The 14,720-nt window shown below is 64.5% G+C and carries 16 protein-coding genes and 1 tRNA gene; 12 read left to right on the forward strand and 5 right to left on the reverse strand.

Annotated features, from left to right (window positions below; translation table 11 throughout):
* Window positions 1–22 precede the first annotated feature (22 nt).
* From gor to AQ619_RS05930, 10 genes are all read left to right on the forward strand, one after another.
* Complete coding sequence (gene gor / locus AQ619_RS05885) at window positions 23–1,417, forward strand: glutathione-disulfide reductase (RefSeq protein WP_062145406.1); 1,395 nt, start codon at window positions 23–25, stop codon at window positions 1,415–1,417.
* Window positions 1,414–2,613, forward strand: coding sequence for an O-antigen ligase family protein (locus AQ619_RS05890; protein ID WP_062145408.1), 1,200 nt, complete (start codon window positions 1,414–1,416; stop codon window positions 2,611–2,613). The genes gor and AQ619_RS05890 overlap by 4 nt, the downstream gene beginning before the upstream one ends.
* A gap of 128 nt (window positions 2,614–2,741) precedes the next feature.
* Entirely contained in the window at window positions 2,742–4,121 is a 1,380-nt protein-coding gene (locus tag AQ619_RS05895; RefSeq protein WP_062145411.1) for a class II 3-deoxy-7-phosphoheptulonate synthase, read from the forward strand.
* 74 nt (window positions 4,122–4,195) lie between these two features.
* Window positions 4,196–5,110 carry an aspartyl protease family protein gene (locus AQ619_RS05900; RefSeq protein ID WP_062145413.1) on the forward strand — a complete coding sequence of 305 codons (915 nt, stop codon included), beginning with the start codon at window positions 4,196–4,198 and terminating at the stop codon, window positions 5,108–5,110.
* A gap of 103 nt (window positions 5,111–5,213) precedes the next feature.
* Window positions 5,214–7,004 carry a long-chain-acyl-CoA synthetase gene (locus tag AQ619_RS05905; RefSeq protein ID WP_062145416.1) on the forward strand — a complete coding sequence of 597 codons (1,791 nt, stop codon included), beginning with the start codon at window positions 5,214–5,216 and terminating at the stop codon, window positions 7,002–7,004.
* A gap of 69 nt (window positions 7,005–7,073) precedes the next feature.
* Window positions 7,074–7,697, forward strand: a complete 624-nt coding sequence (locus AQ619_RS05910) for a hypothetical protein (RefSeq protein WP_062145418.1) — start codon at window positions 7,074–7,076, stop codon at window positions 7,695–7,697.
* 9 nt (window positions 7,698–7,706) lie between these two features.
* Window positions 7,707–8,006 carry a winged helix-turn-helix domain-containing protein gene (locus AQ619_RS05915; protein WP_062145420.1) on the forward strand — a complete coding sequence of 100 codons (300 nt, stop codon included), beginning with the start codon at window positions 7,707–7,709 and terminating at the stop codon, window positions 8,004–8,006.
* Window positions 8,007–8,082: 76 nt separating this feature from the next.
* Window positions 8,083–8,937 carry an alpha/beta hydrolase gene (locus tag AQ619_RS05920; protein ID WP_062145422.1) on the forward strand — a complete coding sequence of 285 codons (855 nt, stop codon included), beginning with the start codon at window positions 8,083–8,085 and terminating at the stop codon, window positions 8,935–8,937.
* Window positions 8,938–9,372: 435 nt separating this feature from the next.
* Window positions 9,373–9,729, forward strand: coding sequence for an aspartate 1-decarboxylase (panD, locus tag AQ619_RS05925; protein WP_062145424.1), 357 nt, complete (start codon window positions 9,373–9,375; stop codon window positions 9,727–9,729).
* 1 nt (window position 9,730) lies between these two features.
* A complete protein-coding gene (locus AQ619_RS05930) occupies window positions 9,731–10,195 on the forward strand; it encodes a hypothetical protein (RefSeq protein WP_062145426.1) in 465 nt (154 codons plus the stop codon).
* A 20-nt stretch (window positions 10,196–10,215) separates the two neighbouring features.
* On the opposite strand, the gene AQ619_RS05935 is transcribed toward AQ619_RS05930, so the two are convergent.
* Window positions 10,216–10,944 carry an SIMPL domain-containing protein gene (locus AQ619_RS05935; protein ID WP_062145428.1) on the reverse strand — a complete coding sequence of 243 codons (729 nt, stop codon included), beginning with the start codon at window positions 10,942–10,944 and terminating at the stop codon, window positions 10,216–10,218.
* A gap of 144 nt (window positions 10,945–11,088) precedes the next feature.
* Here AQ619_RS05935 and AQ619_RS05940 point away from each other — a divergent pair.
* Together AQ619_RS05940 and AQ619_RS19000 are read left to right on the forward strand one after the other, a co-directional pair.
* Window positions 11,089–11,164 (forward strand) — tRNA-Ile (locus AQ619_RS05940).
* 98 nt (window positions 11,165–11,262) lie between these two features.
* Window positions 11,263–11,433, forward strand: coding sequence for a hypothetical protein (locus AQ619_RS19000; protein ID WP_166504148.1), 171 nt, complete (start codon window positions 11,263–11,265; stop codon window positions 11,431–11,433).
* 13 nt (window positions 11,434–11,446) lie between these two features.
* Here the strand turns inward: AQ619_RS19000 and AQ619_RS05945 are convergent, their stop codons facing one another.
* The 4 genes from AQ619_RS05945 to AQ619_RS05960 form a co-directional block, all read right to left on the reverse strand.
* On the reverse strand, window positions 11,447–11,812 hold the full coding sequence (locus AQ619_RS05945; protein ID WP_207205015.1) for a MazG-like family protein: 366 nt from the start codon (window positions 11,810–11,812) through the stop codon (window positions 11,447–11,449).
* Between the two features lies 1 nt (window position 11,813).
* Window positions 11,814–12,422, reverse strand: coding sequence for a TetR/AcrR family transcriptional regulator (locus AQ619_RS05950; RefSeq protein WP_335338045.1), 609 nt, complete (start codon window positions 12,420–12,422; stop codon window positions 11,814–11,816).
* A 64-nt stretch (window positions 12,423–12,486) separates the two neighbouring features.
* The gene (locus AQ619_RS05955; protein WP_062145432.1) at window positions 12,487–13,509 is read right to left on the reverse strand and encodes a glutathione S-transferase N-terminal domain-containing protein; all 1,023 of its coding nucleotides are present in this window, start codon (window positions 13,507–13,509) and stop codon (window positions 12,487–12,489) included.
* Window positions 13,510–13,520: 11 nt separating this feature from the next.
* Window positions 13,521–14,615 (reverse strand): MBL fold metallo-hydrolase, encoded by a 1,095-nt coding sequence (locus tag AQ619_RS05960; RefSeq protein ID WP_062145434.1) that lies wholly within the window; start codon window positions 14,613–14,615, stop codon window positions 13,521–13,523.
* Window positions 14,616–14,720: the final 105 nt, after the last annotated feature.

Consider the following 14,720-nt stretch of genomic DNA (forward strand, 5'->3'; position numbering starts at 1 on the left):
TCCCGTTTCTCAGGAGCCAGCGATGGCGGATTATGACTTCGACCTGTTCGTCATCGGTGCCGGTTCCGGTGGCGTCCGTGCGGCTCGCCTGGCCTCGCTCTCGGGTGCCAAGGTCGCAGTGGCCGAGGAGTACCGGGTCGGCGGCACCTGTGTGATCCGCGGCTGCGTGCCCAAGAAGTTCATGGTCTATGCCAGCGAGGTCTCGACCCAGCTGAAGACCGCCCAAGGCTATGGCTGGACGATCGGCGACCACGTCTTTGACTGGCCGACCTTCCTTCAGGCCAAGGACGTCGAGATTGCCCGCCTGTCGGGTATCTATGTCAGCAATCTGCAGAAGGCCGGCGCGCATCTTCTGCACGGCAAGGCGCGGCTGATCGATGCCCATACCGTTGAAGTTCTTCCCAAGGAGGGCAGCCCTGACGCAGGGCGCTACACGGCAGCGAAAATCCTGATTGCGACCGGTGGTCGTCCGGTGAAGCCCGATTTTCCGGGGGCGGAGCTCGGCATCACCTCGGATGAGGCTTTTCACCTGCCCACCCTGCCCAAGCGGGTGCTGGTCGTCGGTGGCGGCTATATTGCCGTCGAGTTCGCGGGCATCTTTAACGGCCTGGGCGTTGAGACCACGCTGCTCTACCGCGGGGCCAATATCCTGCGCGGCTTCGATGACGACGTGCGGTCGCATCTGGCCGAGGAGCTCGAGAAGCGCGGCATCAAGGTGGTTCTGGGGTGTTCGCATGCGCGGATCGAGCAGACCGAGTCCGGTCTGGTCAGCACGCTCAGCAATGATCTGCGTTTCGAGACCGATGCCGTGATGTTCGCGACAGGCCGTGAGCCCTATGTGGACGGCCTGGGTCTGGACAAGGCGGGCGTGGCGCTGAACGACAAGGGCGCGATCGCTGTGGACCGGCACTCCAAGACCAGTGTCGACAGCATCTGGGCGGTTGGTGACGTCACGGACCGGATCAATCTGACGCCGGTCGCAATCCGCGAGGGCGCGGCCTTCGCCCAGACCGAGTTCTATGACAACCCGACCAGTTTCGATCACGAGCTCGTCGCCTCGGCGGTCTTCTCACAGCCGCCGGTCGGGGTGGTCGGGATGAGCGAGGCCGAAGCGCGTCACGCCTTCGGCAAGGTCGACATCTATCGATCCGTTTTCCGGGCCATGAAGGTGACCTTTTATGGCGGCCAGGAGCGCTGCCTGATCAAGTTGGTGGTCAAGCAGGATGACCAGAAGGTGGTCGGCGTACACGTTGTGGGGCCCGACTCGCCCGAGATCATCCAGATGGCTGCCATTGCCGTGAAGATGGGGGTTACCAAGGCTCAGTGGGATTCCACCTGTGCGGTGCATCCGACCCTGGCGGAGGAGTTGGTCACCCTGAAGGAAAAGTACGCTCCTGTGGATGTTGGCGCGGGATGAGGCCTGTCGCCGGCGCGGAGCGAAAAACGACCTGGCTTTGCGCTGTCGCGGTGTTCACCATCGCGCTGGTTCCGCTCGTCGGTTATCTCGCGCCGCTGGGCTTTGCCCCTCTCCTGGCCCTGTGTGGACTGCTGGCCATACCGGGTCTGGCGCGTCCCCGGCCGGCTTCGCCTCCGGCCATGGCGCTATTGGTTCTGGTAATCTGGGCGCTTGTCAGCCTGGCCTGGAGTCCGGGGGCACCGAATCCGGGCGATCTGAAGGACGGTGACGCCCTTGAGTCCGTCACGGGTTTGAAGCTGCTGTTTCAGCTGGCGCTCTACGGATCGGCCATCGCGGCCTTGCGCGGACTATCCGAACCGTCCGCGCGTCGCGTCGCAACCGTTCTGGCCATTGGCGTTCTGGCCCTGGCCCTGTTGGTCGCCCTGGACGGAATTAGTGGCGCGTCCTTCTACCAGTGGCTGAGGACGGTCATCCACGATCCGATCCGCCCTGACCTGGCTGTGGTGAAGGTGTCGATCGCCACCTATGCCCTGGCATTGCTGTTCTGGCCGACGGCCCGGATCATGAGCGGTCGGGGCTGGACACCCGCAGCCTTTGTTCTCCTGGGCGCTGTGATCATCGGGTCACTGGCGCTGAGTGCAGATGCCAGCTGGGCGGCTCTGGTCTTTGGTTTCGTAGCCTTCGGCGCGGTCAAGCTTTACGGCAAGATGGCCGCTAGACTGCTGGTCCCCGCCGTCGCCGCGCCATTCGTGCTCGGACCGGTGATGCTGTTGTGGGGCGTGCATTCCGGACTGGTGAACTGGCTGCATCGCCATGTGCCAAGATCCTGGGACGCCCGGCTGGATATCTGGGCCTTCACGGCCGATCATGTTCAGACCCACGCCATTCGGGGATGGGGACTTGACGCAAGCCGGACCTTCGGCGCCGCCATTCCGTTGCATACCCACAATGCTTCCATGCAGCTCTGGCTTGAGCTCGGCGCAATCGGCGCGGCCCTCGGCGGGATTTTCTTCAGCTGGGTTGCCTATCGCATTGTCGGCCTGACCGAAGAGTCACGCGAGGATGGGGCGATCGCCGCCGGCGCTCTGGTCACCTATCTGACCATCGGCGGCCTGAGTTTCGGTGTCTGGCAGGAGTGGTGGCTGGCGCTCGGGGCATTGACGGTCATCGCTTTCGATATCTCGCGCAAGGATTGAAGCTGTCGCGCCAGAGGTCAGGATGAACTTTCCTCCCTCTCGTCAAAAAGCGCCGATCTGCCGCATGATTTTGCCTTTTCCCTGCAGCTGCGGTAAAAGCCGCTCCCTTTGAAGTTATAGAGCCAGTCATGACCTCGCGTTGGACCCCCGCCACCTGGAGAGCAAAACCCGCCAAGCACATCCCGTCCGACTATCCGGATGCGGGCGCAGTGGAACGGGTCGAGCAGACGCTTCGCCAGATGCCGCCGCTGGTCTTTGCGGGAGAGGCGCGCCGCCTGAAGAGCCTGCTGGGCGACGTGGCCGAGGGGCGAGCCTTTTTGCTGCAAGGCGGTGACTGCGCCGAGAGCTTCAAGGAGTTCCACGCCGACAACATCCGCGACACCTTCCGCCTGATCCTGCAGATGGCGGTGGTCCTGACCTTCGCGGGCGGCAAGCCGGTGGTGAAGGTGGGACGGATCGCGGGCCAGTTTGCCAAGCCGCGCTCAGAGCCAATCGAGACCATCGGCGACGTAACCCTGCCGTCCTATCGCGGCGACAACATCAACGGCATGGACTTCACGGCCGAAGAACGCGCGCCCGATCCCGATCGTTTGCTGAAGGCCTATGGCCAATCGGCCTCGACCCTGAACCTGCTGCGCGCCTTCGCCAATGGCGGCTATGCCGACCTGCACAATATCCACCGCTGGACCCTGGGCTTTGTCGGCGACAGTCCTCAGGGCGCGCGCTATCGCGAGCTGAGCGAGAAGATCAGCGAGAGCCTGGCCTTCATGGCCGCCATCGGCGTGACGCCGGAAAGCCATCCCGGACTGCATCAGGTCGAGTTCTTCACCAGCCATGAGGCCCTGCTGCTGGGCTTCGAGGAAGCCATGACCCGCGTCGATTCCACCTCGGGCGATTGGTACGACACCAGCGCGCACCTGCTGTGGATCGGCGAACGCACCCGTCAGCTCGACGGCGCGCACATCGAGTTCATGCGCGGCGTCAAGAACCCGATTGGCCTCAAGTGCGGCCCGACCATGGAAGGCGATGATCTTCTGCGTCTGATCGACGTGCTGAACCCGCACAACGAGCCGGGCCGCCTGACGCTGTACGGCCGCTTCGGATCGGACAAGATCGCCGACCGGCTGCCGCGTCTGATGAAGGCGACCAAGGCTGCGGGCCGTTCGGTGGTCTGGGCCACCGATCCGATGCACGGCAACACGCTGAAAGCCTCGACGGGCTACAAGACCCGGCCGTTCGACCGTATCCTTTCGGAGGTGAAGTCGTTCGTCGAGATCGCCAATGCCGAGGGCGTCCACCCCGGTGGCGTTCACCTGGAGATGACCGGTCAGAACGTTACCGAGTGCCTTGGCGGCGCGCGGGCGGTGGGGGAGGGCGATCTCGCCGACCGCTACCACACCCACTGTGATCCGCGCCTGAATGGCGAACAGGCGCTCGAACTGGCCTTCCTGGTCGCCGAGAAGCTGAAAACCGCGCGGGACGACCAACGCAGCCGCGCCACGGCCTGACGCAAAACCTGTCCCGACTGGCGCAGGATCTGTCACGGGTATAGCCTCCTCCTCAGTGGAGGAGGCGACGCGACATGATGGATTCAACCATCACTCGCAGAGGTCTTGCGGGTCTGGCGGCGGCCATGGTCGCCGCTCCCGCCCTGGCGCTTGAACCCAATACACCCCAGGCCTCAAGCGGTGAGCCGCTGCGCTATCTGGACCCGGCCCGCCGGCTGACGGTGCAGGTCATGCTGAACGGGCAGGGCCCTTTTCACATGATGGTTGATACCGGGGCGAACAGTTCGGTGATCTCGATTGAGACGGCCGACCGGCTGGGTCTCGCGCGAGGCGTGCCGGTGGAAATGCATGGCATTGCCGGGGTCCAGACCGTCGATACGGTGGTCATTGATACCCTGCAGATGGGCCGGCGAGTACGGCGGCAGATGACGGTCTCAATCGTTGCAGAGCGTCATCTGGGCGCGGCAGGCCTGCTGGGCCTCGACTGGCTGGGCGCCAGCAATCTGATGCTCAACTATGGCCAGCGCCGGATGGCCGTCGGCGAACCCTTGCCCTTGCCGGATGACCGCACGGTCGTGGTCAAGACCCGGACCCGCAGTGGCCTGACCCTGATTGATGCGTCCATGCCCAGCCAGAAACTGGTCGCCTTGCTGGACAGTGGATCGACGACCACGGTCGGCAATCTGGCCCTGTTAAGGGCGGCCCAGGCCCGTAGGGCCATCCTGGGTGCCGTCTATGACATCGAATTGCTTAGCGCCACCGGACAGACCCTGCCTGGACGCCTGGCCGTCCTGAGCCGCCTGACCCTGGGCAAGATGACCCTGATCAATGTGCCCGTGGTCGTGGCCGCCGTGCACACCTTTGACTACTGGGGGCTCAGTGACGAGCCGGCCATTCTGATCGGTTCGGACATCCTGCAGAAGTTCGAAACCGTGGCCCTGGATTTCAAGCGCCGCGAGGTTCGGTTCAAGATCGCCGACCGCGGCTGAGGTCGGATTTGTCCTGCCAGGAATGAAAGGCGCGTGGTCCGCTACGGTGCGGCTTGACCGGTCGCGCGGCGCTCTCCAATGGTTGTTTGAATGGAGGGCACTGATGCGTTTGCAGGCTAGGTTTAAGCGTGAGTGGCTGTTCCTGAAAGGGATGCTGCGCACCCTCAAGCGCGTGAAGTCCATTACACCGGACAGCGAAAACCTGATCTGTGACGATCTCGAAGCTGCGGTCGATCGCTGGTCCTCCAGCCGGGCGATCACCTTTGAAGGCAAGACGATCAGCTATGCCGAGCTGGATGCCATGGCCAACCGCTATGCGCACTGGGCCAAGGGGCAGAGCATCACGCGTGGCCAGACCGTGGCGCTGTTCATGCCCAACCGGCTGGAATATCTGGCGATCTGGTATGGCCTCTCCAAGGTCGGGGTGGCGACGGCCCTGATCAACAATCAGTTGACCGGCCCGGCCCTGGCCCATTGTCTGAACATCTCCCAGGCCCTGCACTGCATCGTCGATCCCGAAACCTCGCCCTGTTTCGAGCAGGTCAAGGATGGTCTGGGCCGCCATGTGCAGCAATGGATTCTGGGGGCAGCGCAGGGCGACCAGCGCGATCTCCTCAACGCCCTCAAGAGCTGTAGCCAGTTGCGGCCGGACCGCGAGGCGGCCCGGGGTGGGCTGACCGCCAAGGATACCGCCCTCTACATCTTCACGAGCGGCACAACCGGTCTGCCCAAGGCCGCGCGCATCAATCACATGCGGGTGCAGCTCTACATGCGCGGCTTCGCCGGTTCGACCGATGCGCGTCATACCGATCGCATCTATGTGACCCTGCCGCTCTACCATGCGACCGGTGGCCTCTGCGCCATGGGAGCCGGACTGCTGAATGGCGGATCGATTGTTCTTCGCAAGAAGTTCTCGGCGACCTACTTCTGGAGCGATATCCGCGCCGAAAACTGCACCATGTTCGTCTATATCGGCGAACTGTGCCGCTATCTGGCCAATCAGCCGGTCAGCGACAGTGATCGCGACCACAAGATTCGCCTGATCTTCGGCAATGGTCTGCGTCCTGATGTCTGGGACGACATGATGGATCGCTTCAAGGTCGGCGGCGTGCTGGAGTTTTACGGAGCGACCGAAGGCAATGTGTCCTTCTTCAACTTCGATGGTCGTCGCGGCGCGATCGGGCGTCTTCCCGGCTATCTGAAGGGCAAGTTCAACACCCGCATCGTCAAGTTTGACGTTGAAAATGAGATGCCGATCCGGGGACCCGACGGCTGTTGCATCGAATGTGCGCCTGGCGACGTGGGCGAATGTATCGGCCAGATCGCCAATGACGCCCGATCCAACTTCACAGGTTACGCCGACAAGGCCGCGACCGAAAAGAAGGTCCTTCACGACGTCTTCGCCAAGGGCGACGCCTGGTTTCGGACCGGCGACCTGATGCGGACGGATAGTGACGGCTACATCTATTTCGTTGACCGGATCGGCGACACCTTCCGCTGGAAAGGCGAGAATGTCGCCACGAGTGAAGTGGCCGAGCGTCTGGCCGGGGTGACCGGCGTGCTTGAAGTGAATGTCTATGGCGTCAAGATCGGCGAACTGGACGGCAAGGCGGGCATGGCGTCTCTGGTCGTGGGCCCGGACTTCGAGATCGCAACCCTGGCCGAGCATGTCGACCGGGAACTGCCGACCTATGCCCGACCGATCTTCGTGCGCCTGCAGCGCGAGATCGAGACGACCGGCACCTTCAAGTATCGCAAGATCGATCTGGTGACGGATGGCTTCGATCCGACCCGGACCAAGGACCCGCTGTATTTCCGCGACCCGGTGAAGGGCTATGTGAAGATCACCAAGGCCGTCTTCACCAAGGTCATGGCAGGCGGCTACAAGCTCTGAAAAAGAACTTTACGATTCAAAGTTGATGCGGTATTGCTGCCTCATCAAACTTGAGCGGAGTGCTTTGCCGTGACCGAAGAAATGAAGGCCATACGCGACGACATCGCGTTCATGCGCGCCTTGGCCGAGGAAGGGCGTCAGGCGCCGCTGCTGGGCGGATCCATGCTCGTTTCGGCGGGTGCGATCTTTGGAACAGCCAGCCTCATCCAGTGGGCTGTCCTGTCCCAGGTCCTCAGGATGCCGTCTCAGGTCCTGGCCGTGGTCTGGATCGCGGCCTTTATCCTGCACATGATCATGATCTTCGTGCTCAAGCGCGGCATGGGTGAACGCCCCGGAGCCGGGTCTTCGGGCAATCGCGCCATGCGCAATGCCTGGATGGGCGTGGGTTGGGGCTGTTTCGTGATCTTCACGGCCCTGGCCGTGGCCAGCTGGAAAACCCGCGATATCAATCTGATCAACTTCTCGCCGTCGATCGTCCTGGCACTCTACGGCGGGGCCTGGTCCGTGGCCGCAGCAATGTCGCAGGCGACCTGGCTGAGGTTTGTCGCAGTGGCGTCGTTTGCGGGTTCCATCGCCATGGCAATGCTGATGGGCAATTCGTGGGCCTGGCTGGGCTATGCGGGGGCGCTCTATCTGCTCGCCATGGTTCCCGGCCTGATCCTGATGCGCCAAGAACCCTCGGACACTATCTAGGTCAGCCCGATGGACGATTTTGAAATCGATCACATCGACGAGGTCATCCATGGACGCGTGCGCCTGGGGATCATGGCCTTTCTGTCTGGAGCCGAGGTCTCTGACTTCAATGCTCTGAAGGCCAAACTGGCGGTGACCGACGGCAATCTCTCGGTCCATCTGCGCAAACTGGAAGACGCGGGCTATGTCGCGATAGAGAAGACTTTCGTCAGCCGCAAACCCCTGACCCGGGTCAGTCTCACCGACTGCGGCCGAACGGCCTTCGGTCTCTATCTAGATGCCATAGGCAGGCTGGTCGAAGGACGCTGAAAACAGTCGTCCAAAACGCACCTTGTCCGTATCTTGTTGGGCAGCCAGGGTGGAGATCGGCGTGACGGATGGTTCTATGACGCGACGCGTCGGCGTGACGGCCCTGGCGGCCTCCTTGGCGAGTGCCTGTTCCCCGCTGTCGATGTTTGCGACCCTTACGCCCAAGGACGCTGCGCGCACGCCCCTGCGTGGCGCAACCTATGGCCCGGGCCCGCGCCAGATGCTGGACGTCTATGCGCCGCCCAAGGCGACCGGTGCGGAGCCCGTGGCCCTGTTCTTCTATGGCGGTTCCTGGGATTCCGGCCGCCGCGCCGACTATGCCTGGGCGGGACGAGCCTTGGCTGCCCGGGGTTTTCTGACCCTGGTGCCGGACTATCGACTCTATCCTGAAGTCGTTTTTCCGGACTTCCTGGACGATTGCGCTGTTGCCGTGCGCTGGGCGGTGGAGAATGCGGCAGGTCTGGGTGGAGACCCGGGCCGGATCGTCCTGATCGGTCATTCTGCCGGTGCCTATAACGCGGCCATGCTGGCCCTGGATCATCGCTATCTTAAGGCTGCAGGCGTTGCGCCCAGCGTGGTGCGAGGCTTTGCAGGCTTGTCGGGGCCCTATGACTTCCTGCCCCTGGACGGGCCGGTCACGCGGCGTACCTTCGGCAAGGCGCAGGACCTGACGGCCACCCAGCCGGGGCGGTTCGTGACCGCGCGGTCGCCAGCCGCGTTCCTGGCCACGGGCGATGCCGATACGACGGTCTTCCCGCGCAACACCCGCAAGTTGTCTGCCGCCCTCCGCGAGGCCGGTGTCCGGGTGGAAGAGCGCCACTACCCCGGGCTAGACCATTCCGACACCGTACTGGCCCTCTCCAAACCGTTCCGCGGCAAGGCGGACCTGTTGGGTCATATGACGGATTTCCTGAAGTCGGCGGCGGCCTAGGGCCGTTTGCGACTTGATGGCTCGTCAGGGTTGGATCGGGCGGAATGACGGCCTCCGCGGAGCCCGGCTTGCCGCCGACGGCAAATCCTCTGACGATCTATCTGCTTCCAGTCACGGCAGGCTTTGTTGCGACGCCCTGCGGGCCGACAGCTGGATCCGGCCGGGTCTTGGCCGTGGCGTGCGACCCGATCGTCGCACCGATGCCCAGAGTGGTCACGACGATGACTGTCGCCAGGATCAGCTGTCCGTTGCGCATGGTCGCCACCGCATAACCCCGTTCCGCAAACCTTAACGCGGATCGCAGTGAATGTTAACCCTTTCGGAGGACCACCCTGTTTGAACCCGCAAGCCTTCATGTCTATATGGCCGCGGCGGCTGGGCTCCATGACCCCACCTGCCCAGTAAAACTGATTTTTTTTAAAGGGATAGGGCCGTATGCTGCTTACAATGCTGAAGGCCAAGCTGCACCGCGCGACTGTCACCCAGGCCGATCTGGACTATGAAGGCTCGATCGCGATCGATCGCGACCTGCTCGATGCGTCGGGCATCCTGCCCAACGAACAGGTGGATGTGCTGAACATCACCAATGGCGCGCGCTTCACCACCTATGCCATCGAGGCCCCGCGCGGCTCCAAGGTGGTCGGGGTCAATGGTGCTGCGGCCCGTCTCGTGCAGAAGAATGACACCGTCATTATCGTCACCTATTGCCAGCTGCCGGCCGAGGAGGCGCGCAACTACGCCCCGACCGTGGTGCTGCTGGACGATGGCAACCTGATCAAGAAGGCCGCCTGACATGCGCATCCCAGCCGGACTGTTCCTGACCGCCGTCCTGCTGGCCGGCTGCGCGCCAAAATTGCCGCCAGGGATCGACGAGGCCCGCCTGACCGACAGCGTCGGCCGGGCGATCGGCTCTGCCTCGACCTGCGTGATCGTGGCCGATGCCTCTGGAGCCATGGTCTGGCGAGCTGGAGGCTACATTACCTGCGCCCGCAACCTGCCGACCTGCGCCGGCGGTTCGCCGGTCGTCGCTGAGGTCGTGCTCAGGGATGCGATCGGCAAGCCGGCCCGTTTCGCCAGTTGCCCGACGGGCACCGGCGGCGCGAACACTGTGGGCTGGGCCATGGGGCCGGTGCCGACCGGCGAGGGCAAGCCCGCCCGCAACCTGACCTATGTGGCGGTCATGGAAGGCGAGCGGGCCCTGCCGGGTCGGGAGGTGCAGGAGCGCGTCGAGCGCGCCTTCACAAAGGCCGGCTTCTAGCAGCCGGCCTCCGTGACAGCTTAGCGGCTCACCTCATAGGTCGCCGTGACGTCGATCCTCACCTTCAGCTCACCGCCGGCGATGGGGCTCGACTCGGCCATGTCGCGCTTGGCCATGGCGAACACCGGCATGGGGGCCGCCGGGGCATAGCCGCCGCCTTCGCCCAGATTGACCAGCCGCACGATCCTGTAGCCGGTGGCCCGGGCATAGAGATCGGCCTTGGCCTGCAGCGCCTTCACCGCATCCATCCGTGCCGCGTCTTCGGCAGCCTGCGGGTTCTGCAGGCCAAAACTGATCCCGCCGACCGTATTGGCACCGGCGGCCACCGTGGCGTCGAGCGCCTGGCCGAGCCTGGCCAGGTCGCGCACGGTCACCGTGACCTGGTTGCTGACCTGGTAGCCGTTGAACCTGGGCGGCTGGTTCTGCTCGTACACATATTGCGGGTTCACATTGAGGTTCGAGGTCTGGATGTCGCGCTCGGCGATCCCGGCCTTGCGCAGCACGGCCATGACCTGGGTCATCTTGGCGGCATTGGCCTTCAGGGCACCGGCGGCGGTCATGTCATCGGTCTGAACGCCGAGGCTGATGGTCGCCATGTCCGGAGCGACCAGGGTCTCGCCAGCGGCCGCGAGGCTGAAGGTGGTGGTGCGGAAGGCGGTGTCCGGCGCGCTCTGGGCCAGGGCCGGCGCTGCAGCGAAAGCCGCGGGGATCAGGGCGAGCGACGCGATGCGGGCGGCGATCATGGTCATGGGTAGGTCTCCTTTGGGGTCGTCATGGAAGCTTGGCCGACCCGCTATGGTTCCCTGATGGGAGATTGAACCTGAACGGGAGCTTTAAGCCGCGTTCGGCCCATGCTAATCCGCCCTTCCTCCGAACGCGCCGCGCGATCCTGGGGGCCTGTAGCTCAATGGTTAGAGCCGACCGCTCATAACGGTCTGGTTGGGGGTTCGAGTCCCTCCGGGCCTACCAACTTCCATTGTAACGTGACGCAGCGCCCTTGGTCGCCGACTCATGAGATCGTCATGGTATGGCGGCATGGTCCTGCCCGAACTGATCTGGGGAACCCGATGAAACCGCCGATCAAGCGCCTGGCCGATCTCAAGCCGGCGTCCGCCCAGACCGAGGTCTATGCCCGGGCCACGCCCAAGGCCTCTCGCCGCAAGACCGCCAAGGTGCTGACGCCCGAGGAAAAAGCGGCCTTCCTGGCCTCGCGGCCGGATCTGGCGGGGAAGACCTAGCCGAGCTGTCGGCTTAGCGATCGGATTCGCCGGAGGTCGCTTTGGTCAGCGCCATCCGCGTCTTCAGCCCCACCTTTTCCGAGGTCTTGTTGAACTTCTCCGCCACGGCGCGGTCGAGGTCGATCCCCAGCTGCATGGCGATCAGGTCGGCGCAGATGATCACGTCGGCCAGTTCTTCGGCCAGGTCCGCGACATTGGCGCGCGAGCCCCTGATCCCCATGCGCTCGCGTTCCAGCTTCTTGATCAGATTGCAGGCCTCGCCCACCTCGCCGGCCAGTTCGTTGCCACGATAGGACAGGGTGATCTGGCTGTCGGTGTCCCACTCTGCCTGGCGGGCCAGGTTGGCCGCGCGCAGGGTGGGGAAGGGGGCGTCGCTCACCTCAGGCCTCGTCGAGTATACGGCGCACGGCGGCCCGCAGCACCCCGGCAGCGGCCTCGATGCTCAGGCCCTGTTCCCGGCGCAGTCGTGACCAGGCCTCAAAGCTGAGCAGCAGGTCCAGGGCCTCGACCTTGAGCGGATCGTCAGTCAAGGGCGGCCGCAGTTCGCGCACCAGGATCTGGCGCAGGGCCAGGACCAGATTGCTGCTGTCCTCGCTGAGGAAGCGCGAGCGGTGGCGATAGGCTTCTGAGGCGTGCTTGAACGGGGCGATCTTCTCGAAGGCGAAGGCCCGGCGGTCGACCAGTTCCAGCACGCGGTCCTTCCAGTCGACAGACTGGAACGGGGTGCCGACGACAGCGCGCAGTTCGTCGGCGATGGCGACCGACATCTCGCTATAGAGGCTGTCCATGTCCTTGAAGTGCCGGAACACGGTCCGCAGGCCGACATCGGCCCGGGCCGCCACCTGTTCGGCGCTGGGCGACATGTCGCCGGTGCGGATGATCTCGAGCATGGCCGTGACGATCCGGGCGCGGTTGTTTTGCCCCCGCCGCCGGCGGCCGTCGGCTTCCGGGGCCATGTCGTCTATCGCCTTGTCTGCTTCCTGAGTCACGCGGTTCCGCCCGATAAGTCTCTCCTCGATGTCCTTAAGGCGAGGCGACTGGCCGCGCCAGTGGTCAGGCAAACAGGGCGGCGCAGCCGGAGGCCTCCATGAGGGGATCAACCCTGGCCCGGTCGACCTCCGAAAGACGGCTCCGGGCCTCGCGCAGCCAGGCCAGGCACTTGGCCTGGTAGGGGAAGGGTGGCTGGGTCCAGGCCCGGCCGTCGACGACGGCATCCACGGCCTCCGCGCCGGACATCACCGCCCGGGCATTGGCGAGCATGACGGGAGGATAGACCCGCCCGATCTCGGTCAGGACGGCCAGCAGAGTCGGGGGCGGTGCGTCCAGATTGATCCAGTCGGCGGCGGCCGGTTCCAGGCCCGACAGGTCCTCCATCTGGCTGACCCAGGCATAGACCCGGGGCGCGATCGCCAGGGTCAGGGCCATGGGCGTGGGATCGAACTGGGCCAGTTGGGTCAGTTGTCCGTATACGGCAAAATCACAGGCGGCGGGACGGGTCCCCAGCAGGAACGGCTGGACGGTAAGATGGGCCTCGAAGGCCTCGAGAAAGCGGCGATAGCTGGACTCGATGACCGGGGCTGTCGTCGCGTTGGAGCCGACTACATAGAGGCGATCGATCTGCCGCCGGCTGAACCGGGTCGCGAGCTCGGCCAGGTCCGCATTGGAGATGACGCTTCCGCGCCAGCAGGGAATGATGGTGGCGGCGCGGGCAATATCGTCCGGAAAGCTCCAGCGATAGTGGAACATCGCCTTGGTCAGCCATTCATCGGCATAGTCCTCGATCAACTGATCGAGGAACGCCAGGGCGGGTTCCGTCGGGATCACCGACCGGCCGCTGTAATCGGCCTCCAGCCGACGGATGATCGGTGAGGAATCGACCACGGCCTCGAGCGCGCCATCCGGGCCCGGCAGATAGAAGGTGGGCAGCAGTTGCACCTTGGGGCGAGGCAGGCCCTCGAGGGCCTGTCCCGAACTGGTCAGGTAGCGATAGGCCAGCCGGCGATAGCGAAGAAGGGCCAGCATCTTGCGGGTATAGGGCGAGCCCGGTGAACCGCTGAGCGCTATGGGATCGGTCATGGTGGCCTCGGCTAGTGGAACATCTTCAGGCGGTCGCTGACCACGATCTCTTTCGAGCCGGCCGGCAGGCTGACGAAGTCGCCATCGCGACCGATCTTGATCTTGCCGGAATAGATCTTTGGCGACGCGCCCAGGAACGGACCCTCCAGGGCACCGAGCGGCAGGGCAGGGGTGATGTGGGTGAACAGCAGCATGCCGACCTTGTCACGCTGGGCCAGGCCCGCGACCTGCTCCGGCGAGGCATGATAGCCGGGGATGTCGCTGAAAATCTTGACCAGCCGTTCGCGTCCCGCGGCCTTGGCCGCCCTTTGCTGCATGGCCACCAGATTGGGGGCCAGGGCTTCATGGACCAGCAGGTCAGCCCCCTTGGCGGCGGTCTCGACCCGGGTCGACAGGGCCGTGTCGCCGCTGATCACCACGGTGCGGCCCTTATAGGCAAAGGCGTAGCCGACGGCGGGGCTGACGGGGTCATGCTTGACCGGGAAAGCCGTGACCTTGAGGTCCGGTTCATTGATCAGGACGACGTCGGGCTGGTCGGCCGCGGCGTTGAAGGTCAGGGCCTGGCCACCGAAGCCGGAGGGGGGCACAACGGCTGCGCCGTGGTGGGCGGTGCGATAGCCCTGGTCCAGGCGGTAGGCCGTCATGAACCCGCCGACCACCTGTTCCACCCCTTGCGGACCATGCACGGGCACGGGGCTGGCCGAGCCACTGCCGGCCCAGCGCTGCAGCATGACCTCTCCGAGTCCGTCGATGTGGTCAGAGTGGAAATGGGTCAGGAACACCGCCTCGATGCGGGCGGGCGGCAGGTTCATCAGGGCCAGGTTGCGGGCTGAGCCCGAGCCGGCATCGATGACAAATAGGCGCTTCCCCGCCAGGACCGCCGTGCAGGGTCCGGACCGCCTGGGGTCGGGCAGGGGACCGCCGGCACCGCACAGGCCGACATGCAGGCCGTCCACCAGGCCGTCATCGGGGGCGCGGGACAGGGCCTTCACATAGAGCTTTTCCATCGCCGTCTCGGCGATCCGGCCGCGCGCGAACCAGCCGCCGAGTCCCACGAGGATTGCGATGCCCAGCACGGCGAGCCCAAGGGTTGTTCTGGTTCGCATGGTCGATCCTCCCGGCAGGACGGGCTTGACCCCGTCTCAATGTAGTGACACGCATGTTGTCAGTATATGTCGCTCGTTATCGGGGCGAGTCAACGGGAGGGATGA

The organism is Caulobacter henricii, from assembly GCF_001414055.1.
GTDB lineage: Bacteria > Pseudomonadota > Alphaproteobacteria > Caulobacterales > Caulobacteraceae > Caulobacter > Caulobacter henricii.